This window comes from Bradyrhizobium sp. 160 (genome assembly GCF_023073735.1).
In the GTDB taxonomy this organism is placed as follows: domain Bacteria; phylum Pseudomonadota; class Alphaproteobacteria; order Rhizobiales; family Xanthobacteraceae; genus Bradyrhizobium.
Map to the genome: position 1 here is coordinate 45,151 of NZ_JADPKD010000030.1, position 19,517 is coordinate 64,667.

Genomic DNA, 19,517 nt, shown 5'->3' on the forward strand with positions numbered 1-19,517 from the left:
CTGTCAGTCAGTCTCGGCCGCGATGCCATCAGTCGCGATCAGCTGCGAGGGAGCGCGCGAAAGACCTGCCGCGCGAATTGAGCCAGGCGTTTTCGATGCCGGGTTAAGGCTTGGTCCAGTTGTGGCGTCTTCGATCGAGGCCTTCGATTCGTCAACGTGTGATGATTTCGCTACTTTGCGCGAGAGCCAGTCGCTGTTGCTCAAGGTACAGAGCGCATAGGCTTTCATCGGGAGCAGGAGGAAGATGTTGATCGGGGTGTGCAGCGAGAAGCCAATAAATCGAAGCTGGCCGGCACGAAGGGCCGCCACGCTGCATCGAATCATGGTCATCGCGACAATGGTCAGACCGGTCCACCAGGGTACGGTGCCGGTTAGTGCGAGCTGAGCGAGCGCGGCAATCGAAGAGATGGCGAGCAGCAGCGGCCCGAGGTTTTGTCCGAGCACGTCGAGCGTAAGGTACCGGTCCAGTCCGGGCAACAGGTGCAAACCCAGCAGCGTGTCGCGGTAAGTGCTCCGCGCCCAGCGGAGCTGTTGCCGCAGATACGGCAAGAGCCTGTCCGGGACCACCGTGGCGGCGATAGCGTCCGGAACGTACTCGGTTCGAAACCCTGCCTTGAGCATGAGGATCGTCAGATGGCGGTCCTCACCGAAGTCGCTCGGCTTTCCGCGGAAGAATTGCGTCTCGTATTGGTCCAGCAGCGACAGCAGCGCGGAGCGGCGGTACATGGCACACGGCCCGCAGCAGCACATGACGGCACCAAAGCGCGTCTGCGCCGCGCGCTCCTCGTTGCAAGCCAACCAGTACTCCATGTCGATCAATCGGGTCAGCCAGCTGTCGTTCCGGTTGCTGGCCGTCAATTGCCCCATGGCCGCGCCGACGGCTGGATCCTGCATCTTGCGTACGAGCTTGCTGACCACGTCGCTGGCGATTTCGGTGTCGGAATCGACATTGAGCACGAGATCGCCGAACGACCGGCGTATCGCTGCGATCTGCGCCTTACGCTTTCCAACGTTGCTCGGCAGCAGAATGACGCTGAACCTCGGGTCATATGCGTAGCTCGCATGGACCGGGGCCACTGCAGCGACATTTGCAGAGCCGTCATCGACCACATAGACCTGCAATCGCCCTGGGTAGTCCTGGCTTGCAAGAGACTTCAGGCAGGCCGCCAGCGTGAGCGGGTCCTCGTTGAAGCAGGGCACGATGACGTCCACGCTGGGCAGAGCACCGGTGTCGACCGGGTCGTACGGCGGCAGTGAGGCGTCGGTTCGCAGCGCATAAAGCGCCTGCGCGCTCTTATGGACGCTGGAGAGCAACGCGTAGGAGGCAACAGCAACGGTGCTGATGGTGGCAAGCAGGCTCATGGGAATTGATCTATTCAGTGAGTTTGAGGAAGCGACCGGATTGCAAATCCACGGTCATGCAGTGCTGGAATGAGCTGGGCGAGCGCCGTCACAGTCTGGTCGCGCCGACCAGAGTGAGGGCAGCGTTCCAACTCGTCGGGAGGGCACCCGTCGTGCAGGAGCACGATGGCCCCCGGCCGGACCGAGGCCAGCACCGCGGCAACAATCGCCTCGGCGCCAGGACGAGACCAGTCTTGCGGGTCGACTGACCAGTGCAGGGCTGCCAGTTCGGCCTTCGCCGACGCGGCGAGGGCCTCCTTGGTCCAAGCCCCATACGGCGCACGCATGTGCCGCACAGAGGCTCGGGGGTAAGCCATTCGGATGGCCTTGTTCGTCGTGAGGATCTCGTATTCCACCTCATCCGGCATGCATTTGGATAAATCCGGGTGCGTCATTGTGTGGTTTGCGACTTCGTGCCCTTCTGCAATGATGCGCTGGATCAGCTCCGGCTGACCCGCGGCATATGCACCGATCACGCAGAAGGTGGCGGGGGCCCGATGCTGCGCCAGCACATCCAGGATGGCCGGCGTGCAATGCGGGTTGGGCCCATCATCAAATGTCAGATAGACGCAGTGCTCTCCGCCGAGGTCGGCGTAGTCGCTCCGCGCTTTAGTTTCGTCGTCTGCGGACGTCACAGTTCTGGCCCGTTTCGCTCAATCGTCTCACCGGCCGGCCATTCGCTCATTGGCCTTGCAATCGGCAGAACCAGGACGACCACGTCCTCCACGCGCGTCGGAGGCACAGTGAGATAGACATCCGGACGAGTGGACCGGACACGGAGCCCTGGCAAAACAGTCGCCAATCCCTGTCGCCCGAGCAGCCTGGTAATATGTTTCTGCAGGGCGGATCGGACCGTGCCAAAGCCGAACGGCACCCCAAGATCTCGCAATACGGGATACATCACGCGGATGGAGTGGCTGATGCCGAGCCCCTCGAGATCCGGGCGTACCCCGTACAATCCGAGTTCAGCCACAAGCAGATCGATCTCACCAACTTTTATGAAGCGGCGCAGTGCGCCGACGTGAATCGCGACGCCACGATCATCGTAGCCGATTGCCCGAATCTCAGGCCTTGCGCCGGCCCAGCTTCGATGATCTTCAAAGGGCTTTGCATTGAATGCCCCGGTCGGACCATAGGTCTTCCGGAAGAAGTCGGACAATTCAATATGGTCAGCAAGTTGAAGCTCATTCTCCCAGCACAGCCTCCAACGAACTGGAGGGCGCGCCGAAACACCTCGTCTGGATTCGGGCGCGATCATTTTCATAGAGAGTAATTCCTATTCATTATCTGGCTCCTGACGCAGGCCAGCAGTTCGCTACGCTCGAAAGGCTTGCTCAAGAACTGGAGTCCAGCTTGCAGGACTCGCCTCATGTCGTCTTCGGAGTTGTCTGTGAGCAGAACGGTGGGAATCGCGCCTCCGGATGCAGCCAGATGATGGAAAAGCTCAAAGCCACTCATCACGCTCGGCTGCATGTCCGCGATCAAGCACGACGTGATCAAACGGCGGCCCGATTTCAAGAATTCGTCTGCGCTCTCGAAGGGTTCAGGTACGTAACCCGCAGAAAACACCATGTCTGTCAGAGCTTCACGCACTGACCGATCTGCATTCACAATGGATACGACGTCGAGCGTGTGCGCAACTCGCATGAGGTTCGCCAGGGACGCCTTCGCTTGCATGTTCCGCACGATTTCTCCGCAGCAAGGACGCAATCGGATGCGACCAAAACACATTTGGCACCCGCAACCGAAGGGGTTCAACTGGAGGGAAATCTACGGCCAGGTTGAGCGTTCGCTCAATTCTACGGCGGTACACGGCCGGTATAGAATGGGTTGGCGAAGCCATACGATGGTTTGCTCGTCCTATACGCCCACGCACATTTGCGGATCCCCACCGTGCTAGCTCGGCGAGATATGACTTGCGCAACACGCGCGAAACTGCGACCGCACGGTCCAGATGTCTTGATCGATCCCTGGCGCTGGACTGAGACGCGCTACGATTTGTAACCATTCTGATAGATCTGACATCTCGCTAAAACTATCCTTTGCTATCCTCATTCGGTACAAATGGTAAAATCGATTGTATCGATCGAACACATTCATACCGTGGATCACTCAAGATTATGCGTTTCAAGGGCCTCGATCTGAATCTCCTCGTCGCGTTCGACGCCCTGGTGACGCAAGGCAATCTCACTTCGGCGGCAAGAAGCATCAACCTCAGTCAACCTGCCATGAGTGCTGCCGTCGCGCGGCTTCGCACTTACTTTCGCGATGAGCTATTCACGATGAGGGGCCGGAAGCTTGTCCCAACGCCGCGGGCTCAAGCGCTCGCAGTCCCGATTCGCGAGGCTCTCGCTCACATTCAGCTCTCCATCATTTCTCCGGACGGCTTCGCTCCGTCTCAATCGAATCGGCGATTCAGAATCATCCTGTCCGACTTCATGACTGTCGTGTTTCTTCGACGAATCGTGGACCGCGTCGCGCGGGAAGCTCCGACAATCAATTTCGAGTTGCTGCCGCCCGTAGAGGAACCCGATGAACTTCTCCGGCGGGGTGAAGTCGATTTTCTCATGTATCCGGAGATGTTCATGTCGAGTGCGCATCCCAAGGCGGCACTGTTCGAGGACACTTTCGTTTGCGTGGGCTGCCCCATGAATAAGCAGCTGGCGCCGCGACTTACGTTCGAGAAGTACATGTCGATCGGGCACGTGGAAGCCCAGTTCGGGCGCTCCCTGAGGCCCTCCTTCCACGAATGGCTCTTGCTCGAGCATGGTTTCAAGGTACGCACCGAGGTCGCTGTGCAGGGTTTTGGTATGATTCCGCCTATGATATTGGGCACCAACCGCATAGCGAGCATGCCCTCAAGATTGGTCAGCCATTTCGCAAACACGATGCCCCTGCGGGTCATCGAGCCTCCGCTGCGACTTCTCACATTCACCGAGGCCGTCCAATGGCCCGCCATTCATAATACTGATCCTGCAAGCATTTGGATGCGCAACATGTTCTTCCAAGAGGCGTCCATGATGGTCTCTCCGTCCGAGACCAACCAATGTCACGGATCGTTCTAGGATTGTTCGGCCGTTTGCGACCTACTCTTCGTTAACCAGATCTACGCCAGGCTCGAAGCTCCGGTCCTCGCTGGTGTTCGGATTGGCGCGCTTGAGCGTAGTTTGATCGGGTCCGCGGCCCTATTGATTTCGCCGTGGCGTGACGATTTTGCGCGTCATACAGCTCGTTCGGCGGCGCTCCGCAATGACTTTCCGCTGATCCGACGGGCTGCTTCGCACTGTTCTACATGAGCTGAGCTCAGAGCTCGCGAAATGATCCGGCCAGTCAGATGAACGAGATCCGGCCTCAGCACTAAAATCTCTTGAATCGTACACCGCGTCAGGTTGTAGCCAAAGACCTGCGATCGAGGCTGCAAACGTGGACACTGCCAGCGCACCCGCACCGCTCTTCGCCTGCCGGTGGGCATTCTCCTTGCGGTCTACTGTCCCGGCGATCGCAGCAGTAATGCCGAAGCATGTCAGTAGCTAGACGCCTCTTCGCGGGCCGCCCCACAGGGTCGACCATTCGGATCTCGCGACAGTCGCGTTCTTTTCGAAAGTGTCGTGGCGCGTGGCGGGCGGGATGCCGCCGTTAGCCCCGAGTTGCGGCCCCTCACCGCTGTCCCCGAAGAGCTACTTCGGTGCGGTAACATGATTTGCCTATCTTACCCAAAGCATCTATGTCCAGCGCTCGCAGACCAAAGCGATACTGTTCGAGGATGAAAGTGAGTGAGCTTCTGGACGAGCAAGCCATTACCCGCGACAGTTGGACTGTGCTGCCCAACACTGATCCGGCCCAGGTCTGGATATGCGAGTTATTGCTGTAGCAGCTATGGCACGTCATTGTTTTCCCGGCGCGGCCGCGCGGCGCCCGGTGCCTGCTGACCCGTTTTGAGCGCCTCCAGGTCCAACGGATATCGGAGCGATCCTTCGAGGCTCGGTCCTCAATCGCGAGTAACCTTTCGCCAGCCGCGCGAGGTGCGCTTGCGTTGAGATACATGCCGGGAATGGTTTTGCGGCCCGCCTTCACTCATTCTACCGACGCTTTGCGTCGCGGACTTGCGCCGTTGAAGAGCAGCCATCATCTTGTGGCATTCCAAAATCCGATTTTGCCATGCGCGAACAACGCCTTCGCACCCGCAAAGCCATCTCAACAGGACTAGCAGCGTGTCGAAAATGCTCTTAGCCGCCGAACGGGCGGCCGCGCCACGATGTGGTGGTACGACTAATCTGCGTTGATTGACCAGCCAACGCCCGCTCGACGATAGACATCACAGCAAGAATTCGACCGAAAGAGGCCCATCTGATCAGATCAGTACTGTGTCTGGGCCCCCGTTCGTGAAGCTGTCTCTCAAGAGCAAGCGGGGCTGCATGTATCTGCTTTCGCTTCGCGTGGCGATCAGACAGCAGATGGCCTGCAGCATCCAGCAGAAATTGCACAGTTTCGGTTAGGGCAGTGTTGGACAAAAGGGAAGCAAACGCCTGTTGCACAACGGCACCACACGAACGTCCTGTCACATTCTTTGGCGCACGTCGCCGCTCCGTCTCCTTTTTGCCCCACCACAGCCAAACGGCTTCGTCACGTGCGGCGCCGGTGCGACAATCAAAGGAGCTTACTCTTGGATAAGCCGAGCGGAGTCTACGATCCGGAGGATCTCGCGAGCTTGGGAAACCTTTTTGATCGAGCAATCGCGTTTTTACCGATATGCATGCGAACCAGCGAGAATCGCGTGGCGATCGCAAGACTTGTGATGCAACGCGCAGCGAGGGACGAATTGGCGTCGCTGGCGAATTTGATGCTTCACTTGTCTCGGCCGCTTGATCAACTCAGTCCTCCTGGGGGTTCGCAGCAGGAGACCATCATCTAGATCATTGAAATAACTTGATTCTCACGTGACGTCAGGTTGTAGGCTTGCAAATTGAGGACCATGACAAACGCCACACCACGACGGCGCCGATGGCGCATTGGAGAACTTGCAGAGGCGACCGGCGTAACGGTACGCACTCTGCATCACTACGAACATACCGGGTTGCTGACGGTCTCGGAACGTACCGATGGCGGTCACCGCATGTACGATCGTGAAAGCCTACAACGCGTCTCTCAGATTCGCGCCCTACGTGAGCTCGGCTTCTCACTTCCTGAGATCCGCAAAGCTATCGAGGGTCGGACATCTCTCACGGACCTATTGCGCAACCATCTGGAGCGAATTGAAGTTCAAGTCGCGCGGGCGACACTATTACGGGATCGATTGCGCAATATGACGACCCAAGGTGAGACAGAAGTCAGTGTCGACGAGCTGCCGGCCACGTTAGATGCAATGTCGCGGATTGAGGAGCGTACCCCCTCGGCCATCTGCACGTGCGCCTCTAACGCTAGCCGCGAAGATCGGTGGCGCAAGATTCGGGACGAGCTACGTAGCTGCATGGATCGGGGCGAGCCTCCATGCAGTGATCGGGCAAATGCGGTCGCGCGTCAGGCCCGTTCGCTGCTGACTGAGATCGCAGGAGTTGACTCGACTGTCTCGATGATACTTAAGGTGCTGACGCGATTGACCGAACCACACAATCTCGCGGGCTGGGATGCGAGCCTCATGCGATACCTGGATCTCGCTCTCGCCGCGCTGGAGGACCAGCTGGGAAAGAGTTGACGCACACGGTTGCCCGCGACGCGGTTACTGCAATGTCTCTAAACCCAATGAAGTGATGCTGATCCTTGTCTGATGAGGATCGTTCGCCCGTAGCAATTCGCCTGCAAATCTGCGTTGTCGGCACTCTTTGGGGTTCTTCGCTCTGTGGATTTTGGCAATCGCCCTCGACGAGCACCCTTCGAAGTACTTGATTCGCACGTAGCGTCACATTGTACCTTCTAAAAGCATCGCCGCAGCGGCGGGGCGACCGACAGAGCGCCGGCTAGGCCGACGGAGACTCCAATGATCGGCATCACTTTCGGAAATTCCCGGTGAGAGCGCTGGGCGAGAACAAGTCGGTGGATGATCGTCTTTGGCCGTCGCCGGCGACTGCGCAAACGGCACGCTCTTTACCTTTATGCCGGACTCGACGACGAATGCTGCAGGGGCAGCCGCTGTCGCCAAGCTCAAGGGTACGAGCCTATCTGCCGCAGGTTGCACGCTCTAGATGCCGCAGTTCAAGCATGGGCAGGCTCAGTCAAACGGACGGGCACCTTCGATGCCACGTGGGTCGCTGCGGTCCCTACTTCGGGCTCAATCGACACGGCCATTGCCACGTTCAATTCGACTCCAAGGGAGACAATGCCGCTTCTGGGTTCATCGTTTACCGCCGGCGCGACAACACCGTCGAAGCGGTCGCGCAGACCTGACCGCCCGCACCAACACCGCACGGAGCGTTCGAATGATGAACCATCCTCGACATAGCGATTACGCGCTGCTCACGTGCGTCGCAGTCGCCGCAGTCGCAGCATTTCTCGCCCTCGCGGCAATGCTATCAAAGCTGTCGTGCACGCCCGAACGGCCGCCCGAAGAGTACGTTCCCATTCGCCTGGTGCCACTAGAGTGAGCATCACTTCCACATTTGTAAGGCCGACGAACATCAGTGACTTCTTCCAGCTAGTGAAACTGATGCGCACCTCGCTCTCGGGAGTGAGCTGCCAGGACCTCTTTAGGAGGAACGTAGCTTGTGGCAAGATGTCAGTCTTGCGCAGTCTGTCTGCGGATTGCGCGAGTTCAAGCCAAGCGTTAGCAGCGCTGTTCGGCCGAGTGGACGTGGCGTTGCCTCCCCTCGTGAAACAGGTATTCGCTGGAATAACGCCGCGCGCCGCCTGATCCGTGCTGATCGCTGCCGGATTTTGAGACGCGCTCTGATCCGGTGCTGCGCTTAGATCTGAGCCCGTCTATGGCACCCCACCCCTCACATTCATGCACACCTTGCGCTTCCCGGCTCCGAACACAGCGCGCGCATCACATAGGCTCGATGAAGGCCGTCAACTGCTCTCGTCGACAAAAGGGAGAACACCAAATTGGATGCAAAACTGCAAACTATGCTTTCCTCGCTCTCGCCGGTGGCTCGCGAATTGGATGCTCTGCCATCCGGGCGACCCACTCTGGATAATACTTGCGTGAAACTGAACACGAATGAGAACCCATTTGCTTTGCCAGCCATCGTGATGCGAAGCGCGATTGCAGCTCTTGAGGCGCAATACCGCTATCCAGAAGACGACAATGTCAGCTTGAGACAAGCGGCCGCAGCGGCCTATGGGATTGCCACTGATCGCGTGATGGCTGGCAATGGATCGTCTGAACTCCTCAGTCTCATTTACAGAGCCTTTCTTGCCCCGGGCGACGGCATCGCAATGATGTCGCCCGGCTTCTCATTCAATCGCAAGCTTGCCATGTTGCAAGGGGCCCGGTTCATTGAAATTCCCTGGTCTGAACCCGACTGCTTGCCGATGGACGAGCTGCTTTTCGGTCCGGCTAAACATGCCAAGTTCATTCTGCTGGCCAATCCGAACAATCCGACCGGAAGCTTTGTTCCGCTCGCTGAGATCGAGCGCCTCGTTATACGATCTGACCGATTGATCGTATTGGACGAAGCTTATGTCGATTTCGCACCTGAGGACGGCCTACGCCTCGTTGAGCGCCATTCGAATCTTTTGGTCTTGCGCACGTTTTCCAAGAGTTATTCCGCCGCTGGCATTCGCGTCGGCTTCGGTTTCGGCCATCCCGAGCTGATTGGGCGGCTTCGCAACATCCAGAATGTTTTCAACATGAATGTGGTCGCTCATGCCGTTGGCATGAGCATCCTTGCGCATCGCGAGGCCTACGAGGAGAACCATCGCCACGTAAGGCTTCAGCGTCAGCGCGTGGCGACCGCCCTCTCGGAATTTGGGTTCTCCGTAACGCCTTCCCACGCGAACTTCCTCCTCGCCCGTGTGCCGGTAGGCCAGGGTGGCAGATGGTGGCAGGCGGCGTTGCAAGACCAGAGCGTCCTCGTTGCCTTCTTTCCGGATGCCGGCCTGCAAGAGTGCATTCGGGTTAGCATCGGTACAACGCGCCAGATGGATGAGTTTCTTGCGGCTGTCGGCCGCATTCTTAAGAAAATGGGATGCCGTGGCTAGTGACCCCTTGCACTCAGGTCACTGATCCCCGTTCGTCATCGATCCGGACCCACACATGATGAAGCTTCGCGACGCAGCCGGAGTCAGTTTTTGTCCGATCGGAGCATTGCGAGCTGTTGAGAACGGCTTCGCAGCATATGCACCGCAGTGCCAGCGAGCGCCTCTTGCACCCCAAGACCCGGAGGACTCCGGTCCTCTCTATAGGAGATAACTGAGTGAGAAACGTTCTTCCCTCAAACCTGACCTGCGGCATCTTTGATCATCTTGACGAGGACGGCCCCGATATCGCGCGGCAATACGCGGACCGCCTCGCGCTGGCCGAGGCCTACGACCGGCTCGGTTTCTATGCCTATCATCTGGCGGAGCATCATTGCACCCCCCATGGACGCGGTCCATCGCCGAACTTGTTTCTGTCAAGCGTCATACAACGCACACGGCGACTTCGCGTTGGTCCATTGGTCATGCTGCTCAACCTCTACCACCCGTTGCGGGCATTCGAGGAGATCTGCATGTTGGATCACCTGAGCAGCGGCAGGGTCGAGGTCGGTCTTGGTCGCGGCTCCCTACCGATCGAACTGAGTTATTTTGGAGTTGGAGCCGATGTTGCCTCAAGCCGTTACGAGGAAGCTTCCCAAATCTTCGTTAACGCGATGAATGGCGGCCCGCTCTCATACGAAGGGCAACATTTTGCGCTGAGCGACGTTCCTTTGACGCTTTCACCTCATCAGCGTCCTTGTCCCCCGACATGGATTGCTACAAATCGGCCAGAGTCCGCGCATTGGGCGGCGGCGAATGGCGCTAATCTGGCGTGCATGGGGCCCTCTTCTGCCGTTCGCAAGGTGACAGATCGCTATCGCGCTCATCAGAACGCCAAGCATGACGCCAACGGTTCAGCACCATTTCTCGCATTACTCCGCATGATCGTAATTGCCAGCTCTGAAGCAGCCGCCCGCTCCCTCGCCGCGCCAGCCTACGAAACATGGGTCAAGAGCTTTAAGTTCCTGTACGAGCTCAATGACATCCCGCCTCCATCCAACCTGCCCCTAACCTTGGATGCCGCAATTGAGAGTGAACTGTGCGTTGTCGGAACGCGCGCTTCGGTGCGCCAAACTCTTCTCGATCATGTGGAAGAGGCAGGCGCCAACTATCTCCTTTGCCAGCTCGCCTTTGGATCTCTGTCACTGGATGCCTGCCTCAGCACAGCAACTGCGATTCACTCCGAGCTCATAGCGGCAGAGCACTGAGGGTGACCCAACATCGATTCCAATAAGTTCGTCCTTGACCAGGCAATAAATGGCAACACCGAGGGCCGTGAGCACCGCAGCCGGATGCATTTGTCAAGCCGCTCTTATGGTTCAAATGGCTCTTACGCGCATGAGACCCTTTCGACTACATCACGCTTTGGCGCGCCAGTTCGTCAATTGCATTCCACACGAATCCAAGGTTTGGCTTATAGCCCGGGCGGGCCTGTCGTGACGCGGACCTGGCAGCGCTCCGACCAGACGGAGGAGATCGCGCGTAAGCTCGAGATCGTGCTGGCGGAGCTGGCTTCGCTGCGCATTCTGCTGGCTGCGCACGGGATTAGCACCCCTCCACCTCTGCATGAGGACTACCTCACTGTTCAGCGATTCGCAGCGATGAACCACATAAGCCCCGAAGGCGTGCTCTCTCGGATCCGCCGCGGCAAGTTGCGCGCGGAGAACCGCGGTGGCCGCTGGTGGGTGAAATGCACGATTTGCACAGCATAGCCGTGCAGTGGCGAGGACAATAAGGCAGACGAAATGAACCAATCCGAGATCGGGAATCCAGGACATGGAAATGATCTGCGCGTTTAAGTTGCTAACTTTTTTGAGCTCGGCCGGACAGCCGGTAGAGACTCGAGAGATCGATCGAGGTCGACATGGCGCACGACCAACACACCATCGCCAGATCGGAAGGCTCGATCTCGATGCACCCACGCAATCACAAAACGGGTGGGCGCCCCGAGCACCGGGATATCGGGTGACCACCTTTGCGTGACGGGGATCACTCATTCAATTCGGCCTCGTCAACAGAGCGATCCGAGTGAGAAAGCGGAAGAGCACGGATGCGTGGCAGAAGTCCAACTCCGATGCCGCTGCATGCATTGTGGCAAATGGAAAGCGGCGCACACCCTCGATGTCAGTTTTGCACGTGAGCCACCGCACGCTACCGTGTTACGGCCTAGAGCACAGGAAAGGTAAATGCCTTGCTCGCAAATCGCACAGTTTGTGAGTTCCCCTGAGCATATCTTGAACGTCCGTCTCACGCCCCGCTGGGGCGCAGCAGCGGACATGTATCCCAGTCATTCACCTGTTCAAGGTCGCCTAGCGCGCCGCTGTCAAAGGGGACAGGTCTGATTTCGCTGGGATGGTAGCCAGAGTCTGGCTAGAGAAGGAGATAGCCAATGATGTCACCAAGACTGATATCAGTCCTCGGGTCGATGGTAGCAGTCGAGCGCATGTTTTGGAAACTTCGAGAACTGATCGATGGCGATAGCTCGATCTCACCTGAAGTTCGAGAGACGCTTCATGTAATACTAGATGCAAAGCTTCTTTCCGCAAAAGATAAGATTATGAGCGACGCGCGCGCTGCGATTGACGCAACTCCTGGTTTGCCTCAGGCGGTCCGCGATCGAGCATACAGGTCGCTCGACTTTGCAATGAAAATGTTCATGACCAGAACCGCGCCGCCCTAAGGACCTGTTAAGGAAGTGGGTATCTGCAGCGCTCATCCCGAGATGCATTGATCCATGCCCCGCTCCAGCGAGCCCTTGCCCGGACACTTTGCTGTGCAGCGTTGGTTAGCGGAGCGGCTTCGATTGAGCTCCTGAGCAGCTATGAAGCTGATGGGAATGGAGCAAGCTTGGGTGCGCAGCTGCCGAAATGCTGCAGGCTGTTTTTCTCGAGCATCCCGAAGCAGGCTTCTCTGCCCACCTTTTAATGGTCCGCGCGCGACGATCAAGGACGCGTTGACGGCGCTGTGGGAGGCGTCGGATCGGGTGGTGCGGCAAGTGGCTCAAGGTGATGATCCCGACCTTGCTGCCTGCCCTTGAGCAACATGGCCGCTTGCAGCTCGGCCAGTCGGACCGTGATCGTGTTCTGGCTATCAGCGCCGCCACCATCGATCGCCTGCGCGTCGATGTGAAGATCGCGGCGAGCGGCTGCAGGCGGCGCCGTGCCGTATTTTATTCGGCAATCCGGCGCGAGGTCCCGATCCGCACGTTCAATGACTGGAACAGCCCGGTGCCCGGCTCCTGCGAGGTCGACATGGTCGCCCATGGCAGCACGTCGGTGGCTGGCTCGTTCATCCAAACCCTCACGATGCTCGATGTTGCCAACGGCTGGACGGAGTGCCTGCCGTTGCTGACGCGGGAAGGTTCGCTGGTCGTCGAGGCGATCAACCGCGCACAGAGCCTGTTCCCCTGGCTGTTGCGCGGCGTGGACTTTGACAACGACAGCGCCTTCATGAACGATGTCGTCGTGCCATGGTGTCGCGAACAGAAGCTCGAAGTCACTCGCTCGCGCGCCTATAAGAAGAACGACCAAGCGTTTGTCGAGCAGAAAAATGGTGCCGTCGTCCGCCGCCTGATGGGCTATGCCCGCTTCGATGGCGTCGAGACGGCGCGTATGATGGGCCGCCTCTATGCGGCGGCACGGCTCTACATCAACTTCTTCAGCCGTCATTCAAGCTGAAGGAGAAGCGTAGCGAAAGTGCGGTCCTTTCGACGTCACACTCCCGTCATCGGTGGTTGACTAGTTGGTCGGCGCGAGGCGGCGGATGCTTGGTTCCTACGACGTGACGCTACGGCGAGCACGATTGCGACAGCATCGACAAGGAGCACCTTTCACTCTCCCGCGGCATCTACGCCGCTTCGATGCCCGTGGCTATCTGCACTGGGCGAGAAGAGATATCCAGAGTTATCGCACGACTTCGACTTTCATCTCGCGCAGGATCAGCACCGCATTGATCGTGACAAATGCTTCCTGGCCGAGTTCGATTCACCTGAACTCGCCTACCTAAACTGAGAGGTTTCGAATGTGAGGCTTCCCTCCTAGAACTCGATCCGCGATAGTCAGTACAGCGGATGCATCATGAAACCTGACGAGCGCCTAGCCGAGGTCCTTGAGAATAGCGCGTGTTTTGATGATGAGGCAGGGGAGGTGTGGGCACAGTGCCTCTCACCCAGTGAGCGGCTGGCGTATATTCGCAAGCATCGCTCTCACTTCCGGTTCGCAGATTACGATGAAGTGACAGCTGTTGTACGGGGTCGGCGCTTCACCGGTTGCTCATCGCAGCTCCTTCGATGGCGCCACAGGATCAGAGCAAGGGCGTTGCAAAGCGCTTTGCTCTTTTCGGTTGCGGTGTGGCTGGGCGTCATGTGGCTTGCGGTGCGCTTCATCCGCTGAGATCAGCGACCCGCTTTTCGCCCACGCTTACGCAATCTACGTTCGCACGAAGGAGCATAGCGAGGCAGTTGAAGATGATCCGCAACGCCGCAACCTGACGCAGGGTTCGGTTCAAGCATGCCTTTCGGCCCAAATGTTGCGATGCAGCTACAGCTATTCGCGCGGATGTTGTTAAGAGGCGCGAGGCTCGGGGCACTCAAGACATGAGAGTAGAAATGAAGAACTTGTTGCTTGCGACTGTAAGCATTGTGGCGCTTGGCGCGGTGGCGCCCGCATTCGGCGCGGATCTGGCTGCGCCGCCCGTCCAGCCTCTCTATACCAAAGCTCCGCAGCCTGTTGCGGCTACGATCTACGACTGGAGCGGCTACTACGTCGGTATGAACGGCGGCTTGGGCTCAAGCTCGAATTGCTGGGACTTCAATGGCGGCACGCCTGAGGGCTGCCATGATGCCACCGGCGCTACTGTGGGTGGCCAGATCGGCTATCGAAGGCAGATGGGCCAGATCGTGCTTGGTGTTGAAGGCCAGGGGAACTGGGCTGATTTGACTGGCTCGAATGACAGCGTCGCGTTTGCGGATATCAACAAGACCAAGGTTGATGCGTTCGGCGTGGTAACGGGGCAGTTCGGTTATGCCGTGGACAACGTATTATTTTACGCCAAAGCTGGTGCCGCAGTGACGAGCAATACCTATCAGATTAGCCCGACCCTCACGGGCGCGCAGCTTGGGAAGAGCGACCACATTTTTTGGGGTGGTGCATTGGGAGCTGGGATTGAGTACGGTTTCGCGCCGAACTGGTCGGCCAGCCTCGAGTACGACCACCTATTCATGCAGCCCGGAGCGGTGCACTTCCCCACGCCCGCAGGCGGAACCGATCGCATCCGTCAGGATTTCGATCTTCTGACTGCACGGCTCAACTATAAGTTCGGCGGCCCGTTTCTTCTGAAATATTGATCCGCAGTACGAACGGCGGATCGAAAGCCCTGGCCCATGGCCGGGGCTTGTTTTTTGCGAGGGCGGGTCCCAGGCGACTAGGTCGCAATTCAAGCCCAAAAATTGCTCCCATATTGGACGAGTGGCGGCATCCACAACCAACCAGCTTGCGAGGATCACTGTCGCACGCGCGTCATCGATGCGGCGAATGGTCTCCCGTCATAGCCAGTCCACGTCGGATTTAGCCAATCGTGCGAACTTCTCACTCTTCGAAGACACGACCAACCCTCGGCGGGATGCGCATCGAGGCTTCCGAAGACGATCGAGATGACAGGCTTGTCAGCTATTCGCGGCAACAGCATCTTCTGCACCTTGGGCTGAACGTCCTCGCCGCTATTGTCATATTGTCACGCTCGTCAGATCGCTCGCTCGTGACTCCGGCATAGGTCGATACGGGGCAGCGGCGCCGAAACGTCAGATAAGACCGAGGCGAATCGCCTTGGCAACGCAATGGGTACGGCTGTTCGTCTCTAGCTTTCGCATCGCGTTCTTCAGGTGAAAGTTCACGGTATTCTCGCTGACTCTCAGGATGACTCCGATTTCCCAGGATGATTTCCCCTCTTCCACCCAGCGGAGGCAATCCTTTTCTCGTTCGGATAGGGCCACTTGGATTGGATATGGCATCTGCCCTCCGATGACGGCGCGATTTCTGCAAATGCATGATGAAACTGCTAAGCCAATGCGTTGAGACGACTGAGGCGATACTCAGGGTCGACATCGTCGAACCTGGATGCAAAGGATGCGACAGAAATAGATCCATTTGGTGCCTCCGCCACCGACTTAGGCAACCGGTGCTGCGTCTTTTGAGTGGATCGATTTGGGCAGGGGCCCTGCGCCACTTCAGCCTCCTCTCTGCGAAGTGCCCGACCGAACGCGACAATCATACTTCTCGTCATGAGCTGCAATCGACTTGGCTGAGATCGGATAGTTGCTCGATAAAGAACATTGTGCATGCGCTTCTTCGGGAGGAGGCGGACCTGAAGCGTCCAGCAAATGTCGTACCAGCTGAGGCGCCAGGAGCAGTGCCGCAAAAGCACGAGTGCTGGAGAACTGGGGACGCAACGTTCACTGTTAGAATTCGGACATTCGTCGCAAGAGAGACAACCTTGTTCGCGCTAGCTGATAAATATATGTTGCATCGGCAAGTACGCGAACGATCGTTTACGCGTTGGTCAGCCTCCCGCCCCTGCCCCGGGGGCCAGCCGAGCTAGCTAGGCCCAGCGCCCGCGTCATAGGGCGCAGAGGCAATTAGACGCAGAAATGGCATGCATCCGCTGCGATACCGGTCTGCCATGGCGGTCGCGCCGTACCGAACGCAACCCTGGAGATCCCCGGTTGCGCGATCGCGTATTGCCAAGCGCTCGTGTTCAAAAGCACCCGGACATGTTTGGGCGAGCGAATCATCCGAATACGGCAATGGCACCTGCGGCTTAAATGACATTCACCTGACCGCACATCATGGGCGTTCTGTTCACGCACCTTGACAGACAGAAGCCGTGCGGATGGTCTTCCTGCACGGGGCTGGTGCTCCACCTCGGAGATGCACGGCCGTAAATCCGCTTTACAAATAATAGATCATCGGTCCGCTCGGCCAACATGCCCAGAACTCGCGACCGTCTGCACTACTGACATCTGCTCGGATTCCAGTTGCCGCGTTTCGGGCGGAGACGAGTTCGGGCGTGGTCTCGCGACGATAGTGGCTCGTTGTGCGGTAAGCATAGCACCCCCAAGCGTCGCTTTTATCGGTCTCCTCCGCGCCATCAATACTGCCCTTGAAATCACCCGTCTCTGCTCTCATCCTGGTAAGCAGCGTCGCTCACGCAGTGTTCGCAGGCGGCTTGCAGCGCCTGATGCATGTCCGCAATGAGATCACTCGGCCCCTCGATGCCGGCGTGAATACGAATCAATGGTCCATCAAATGAAACCGTTGCTTCCGTTCGTTGAGGACCATCGACAGGCAGCACAAGGCTTTCGTACCCACCCCACGACAATCCGATTCCAAAAAGGCGCAGTTTCTGGAAGAAAACCGAAAGCTGGGCCTTGGAGATAGGCTTCAGAACGACGCCGAATAGGCCACTTGCACCCAAGAAATCCCGCTTCCAAATATTGTAGCCAGGATGGTTTTGGAGCGCAGGGTGTAGAACCCGGCCCACTGCCGGGTGGTCTTCCAGGCTTTGAGCCAGCTTGAGGCCATTTTCGTAATGCTGCCTCATGCGAACGGCTAGTGTGCGCAGTCCACGAAGAGCTAAATAGATGTCATCTGGCCCAGCAATCTCCCCGAAATGATGAGCGCTTTGCTGCAGGAGCGGCCACGCTTCCTTGTTAGCGGTAGCAATGCCTAGAAGGGCGTCGGAATGACCAACGATATACTTGGTCGCGGCATGGATCGAGATGTCGACGCCATGGAGAAAGGGTTTGAAATAGAGCGGCGTCGCCCAAGTATTGTCCATGAGCACGAGCGCACCCGATTGATGTGCGATCGCGCACAGCGCGGGCAGGTCTTGTACCTCAAACGTCATGGACCCCGGGGATTCCAGGTACACGGCTCGCGTTTTTGTCCCAATCTTCGCCAGTAGATCCGAAGGCTGAGTGGGATGGAAGTACTCCACCTTGACCTCAAATCTAGTTAGAACCTGGTTCGCGAACATCCTCACCGGTTCATAGACGTTATCGCAGATCAAAACATGATCCCCGGCCTTCAGGATCCCGAGAAGTGCGTGGGAGCACGCAGAGAGCCCCGAAGGGAACAAGATCGAACGATACCCGCCCTCCAGTTCACAAATGGCAGCCTCGAGAGCACGAGACAACGGTGAGCCGAATCGTCCGTAGTTCGTCACTGGATTCTGCTTGCGCCTATCCCACTCTTCGAGGGTTTCCGAAACGATCGTGGAACCTCGATAGACAGGAACATTGACCATCCCGGCGTGTTTAGCGGGCGCGCGACCGAGATGAGACAATTGCGTGTTGGGCTCTGGCAAGAGTTTATCCCAAGCGATGCGATCCATACCTCTCCTATCTGGGACTCGCGTCGCTTAAATGCGCGGCGAATGCCCACTACTACAAATCTGCAACTCGTCTCAGGCGCGACAACTCGAGAAGTCTGTATCGTATCCCAACCTTGGAGCAGCTCTCTTCCCAGATCGAAAGCGCTGTCGACCGCACAGTGAGACCGCGCCGGACCGAGCTCCCCGAAAATCGGTGGTCAGCTTCATTCAGCTCTTCAGTGGCTCCATCACTACAGCAAAGGGCGGGCCAGACGCGCCGGCTGCGCGCTGCAGGCGGATTAAGCCGGACTGGTCGCATGCCTCGGCCACCAGGCGGATTTCTTGTCGGACAAAAGACGCTGCATGTGGGCTCCTCGCCAAATCGGCTAAATCGGGATCTTGATGTGGGTTGACAATTGCACTTCTATGAACTCGCGCGTTGGCGTTTGTTTTTGCAGCTTCCCAATGAAAGCCTAGTTGCTGCACTGCTTATAGCGAAGCGCGGAGCATGATTTGCGCCGTCATGCAAGTTCGTGGTGCAAGAGCATTTCGCAGCCCCACTACGCTGCATGATCACAACTAACAAGAACCGACACCTGACTGAATCGAGGGCTGGCCCTTAGCAGACTTGACTCGTACCTAGCGTCAAGTTGTACCAACTAGCGGTTCGATTCTTCGAACCGAGACACATTCCGGGCTCAAGGTGCCGGCGCGGCACATTGAGGATCTGCGAGGCGCGCTTGAGATGATGGTGGCAGCTCTTATTGTCCTTTCGATTGTCGCCGCCGGTGGGGCCAACTACGGCGTCCGCACTCGGCGTTTTCGCAGCCGACGAGAGCGCGCGCGGCTGCATATGGCTACGGCCCGCTCCGCAGAGAGCTGCAGCAGTCACGCGCCGTCGCGCAACTCGCTCGAGCAACCCGCCTGCTGGCAACCAGAACCACATCTTGCGGACCAGAAGCGCTCGACAATAGCCCGCGAGGGCTAAACAATTCACGCGCCTGGGATCTCTTCTCATCTGCAGAATTCGCTGCCGGCCCCCTCGGCAAGGTGCAGCTGATGCGCGAGTTCTTACGTTGTGCTGCGGCGTGTCGCGGCTCCAGAACTACGACAGACGCGTTTCTTCGGCGGGGACGTCCGAACGGAGCGACGTCCGTAAGCGGCACGCGTTTCGGCGCGCTAAGTTCAAATAATTTGAAACGCAAGCGAGTCAGACTATACCGCGAAGAAGAACCCCAATCCAAGATCGTATGATGGCTGTAGCCAGGCGTATCTATTCGATTGCCTGCATGCTAACGAAGCTTATGCGCGGTGCGAGGCTTGTTCGCCGATCTTTGCGCTGTAGATCGTCGATCCGCTCTCGGAGGCCTTAACATTCGGGCTCATCAGCCCCTTACTATCAATGATCGTGGCAAACCCCGCTTTTTCAGAAAAGCAGGTGATCAGGAATGCAGCGAGTGCGCCGATCCCACACTCTACCTGCCGGAATGCCGCACGGGTCTGACCAGCGCTTGCGCGACGTACAGCTCGATTTCAGTGAAGGAGCCCGGACGTCCTAGTCAAGGCGACGCTGGCAA

General features: G+C 58.0%; 13 protein-coding genes and 1 pseudogene. 8 read left to right on the forward strand and 6 right to left on the reverse strand.

Translation table 11 applies throughout. The features are described 5' to 3' along the window. Window positions 1-3: 3 nt before the first annotated feature. Genes nodC through IVA98_RS12635 form a run of 4 tightly spaced genes read right to left on the reverse strand, consistent with a single transcriptional unit; the run spans window position 4 to window position 3,078 of the window. On the reverse strand, window positions 4-1,362 hold the full coding sequence (gene nodC, locus IVA98_RS12620; protein WP_247354929.1) for a chitooligosaccharide synthase NodC: 1,359 nt from the start codon (window positions 1,360-1,362) through the stop codon (window positions 4-6). 14 nt (window positions 1,363-1,376) lie between these two features. Continuing rightward, entirely contained in the window at window positions 1,377-2,036 is a 660-nt protein-coding gene (gene nodB / locus IVA98_RS12625; protein WP_247354930.1) for a chitooligosaccharide deacetylase NodB, read from the reverse strand. Next, window positions 2,033-2,665 (reverse strand): NodA family N-acyltransferase, encoded by a 633-nt coding sequence (locus tag IVA98_RS12630; RefSeq protein ID WP_247354931.1) that lies wholly within the window; start codon window positions 2,663-2,665, stop codon window positions 2,033-2,035. The genes nodB and IVA98_RS12630 overlap by 4 nt, the downstream gene beginning before the upstream one ends. Continuing rightward, window positions 2,662-3,078, reverse strand: a complete 417-nt coding sequence (locus IVA98_RS12635; RefSeq protein ID WP_247355031.1) for a response regulator transcription factor — start codon at window positions 3,076-3,078, stop codon at window positions 2,662-2,664. Before IVA98_RS12635 ends, IVA98_RS12630 begins: the two co-directional genes overlap by 4 nt. 443 nt (window positions 3,079-3,521) lie before the next feature. Between IVA98_RS12635 and IVA98_RS12640 the strand changes: the two genes are divergently transcribed. From IVA98_RS12640 to IVA98_RS12675, 8 genes are all read left to right on the forward strand, one after another. After that, window positions 3,522-4,466, forward strand: a complete 945-nt coding sequence (locus IVA98_RS12640) for a LysR family transcriptional regulator (RefSeq protein WP_247354933.1) — start codon at window positions 3,522-3,524, stop codon at window positions 4,464-4,466. A 1,907-nt stretch (window positions 4,467-6,373) separates the two neighbouring features. Next, complete coding sequence (locus tag IVA98_RS12645; protein WP_247281307.1) at window positions 6,374-7,093, forward strand: MerR family transcriptional regulator; 720 nt, start codon at window positions 6,374-6,376, stop codon at window positions 7,091-7,093. Window positions 7,094-8,460: 1,367 nt separating this feature from the next. After that, window positions 8,461-9,537, forward strand: a complete 1,077-nt coding sequence (gene hisC, locus IVA98_RS12650) for a histidinol-phosphate transaminase (protein WP_247355032.1) — start codon at window positions 8,461-8,463, stop codon at window positions 9,535-9,537. A 215-nt stretch (window positions 9,538-9,752) separates the two neighbouring features. Further along, complete coding sequence (locus tag IVA98_RS12655; protein ID WP_247354934.1) at window positions 9,753-10,781, forward strand: LLM class flavin-dependent oxidoreductase; 1,029 nt, start codon at window positions 9,753-9,755, stop codon at window positions 10,779-10,781. A gap of 228 nt (window positions 10,782-11,009) precedes the next feature. Further along, the gene (locus IVA98_RS12660) at window positions 11,010-11,285 is read left to right on the forward strand and encodes a hypothetical protein (protein WP_247354936.1); all 276 of its coding nucleotides are present in this window, start codon (window positions 11,010-11,012) and stop codon (window positions 11,283-11,285) included. 677 nt (window positions 11,286-11,962) lie between these two features. Then, the gene (locus IVA98_RS12665; protein ID WP_247354938.1) at window positions 11,963-12,253 is read left to right on the forward strand and encodes a hypothetical protein; all 291 of its coding nucleotides are present in this window, start codon (window positions 11,963-11,965) and stop codon (window positions 12,251-12,253) included. Window positions 12,254-12,578: 325 nt separating this feature from the next. Continuing rightward, a complete protein-coding gene (locus IVA98_RS12670; protein ID WP_247354940.1) occupies window positions 12,579-13,250 on the forward strand; it encodes an integrase catalytic domain-containing protein in 672 nt (223 codons plus the stop codon). Window positions 13,251-14,179: 929 nt separating this feature from the next. Further along, the gene (locus tag IVA98_RS12675) at window positions 14,180-14,917 is read left to right on the forward strand and encodes an outer membrane protein (RefSeq protein WP_247354941.1); all 738 of its coding nucleotides are present in this window, start codon (window positions 14,180-14,182) and stop codon (window positions 14,915-14,917) included. 453 nt (window positions 14,918-15,370) lie between these two features. On the opposite strand, the pseudogene IVA98_RS37575 reads toward IVA98_RS12675, so the two are convergent. Next, window positions 15,371-15,720 (reverse strand): annotated as a pseudogene (locus tag IVA98_RS37575) (helix-turn-helix domain-containing protein); the annotation flags it as partial. A gap of 1,014 nt (window positions 15,721-16,734) precedes the next feature. Continuing rightward, window positions 16,735-17,961: a cystathionine beta-lyase gene (gene metC / locus IVA98_RS12685; RefSeq protein ID WP_247281299.1), complete on the reverse strand. Its 1,227-nt coding sequence runs from the start codon at window positions 17,959-17,961 to the stop codon at window positions 16,735-16,737. Window positions 17,962-19,517 lie beyond the last annotated feature (1,556 nt).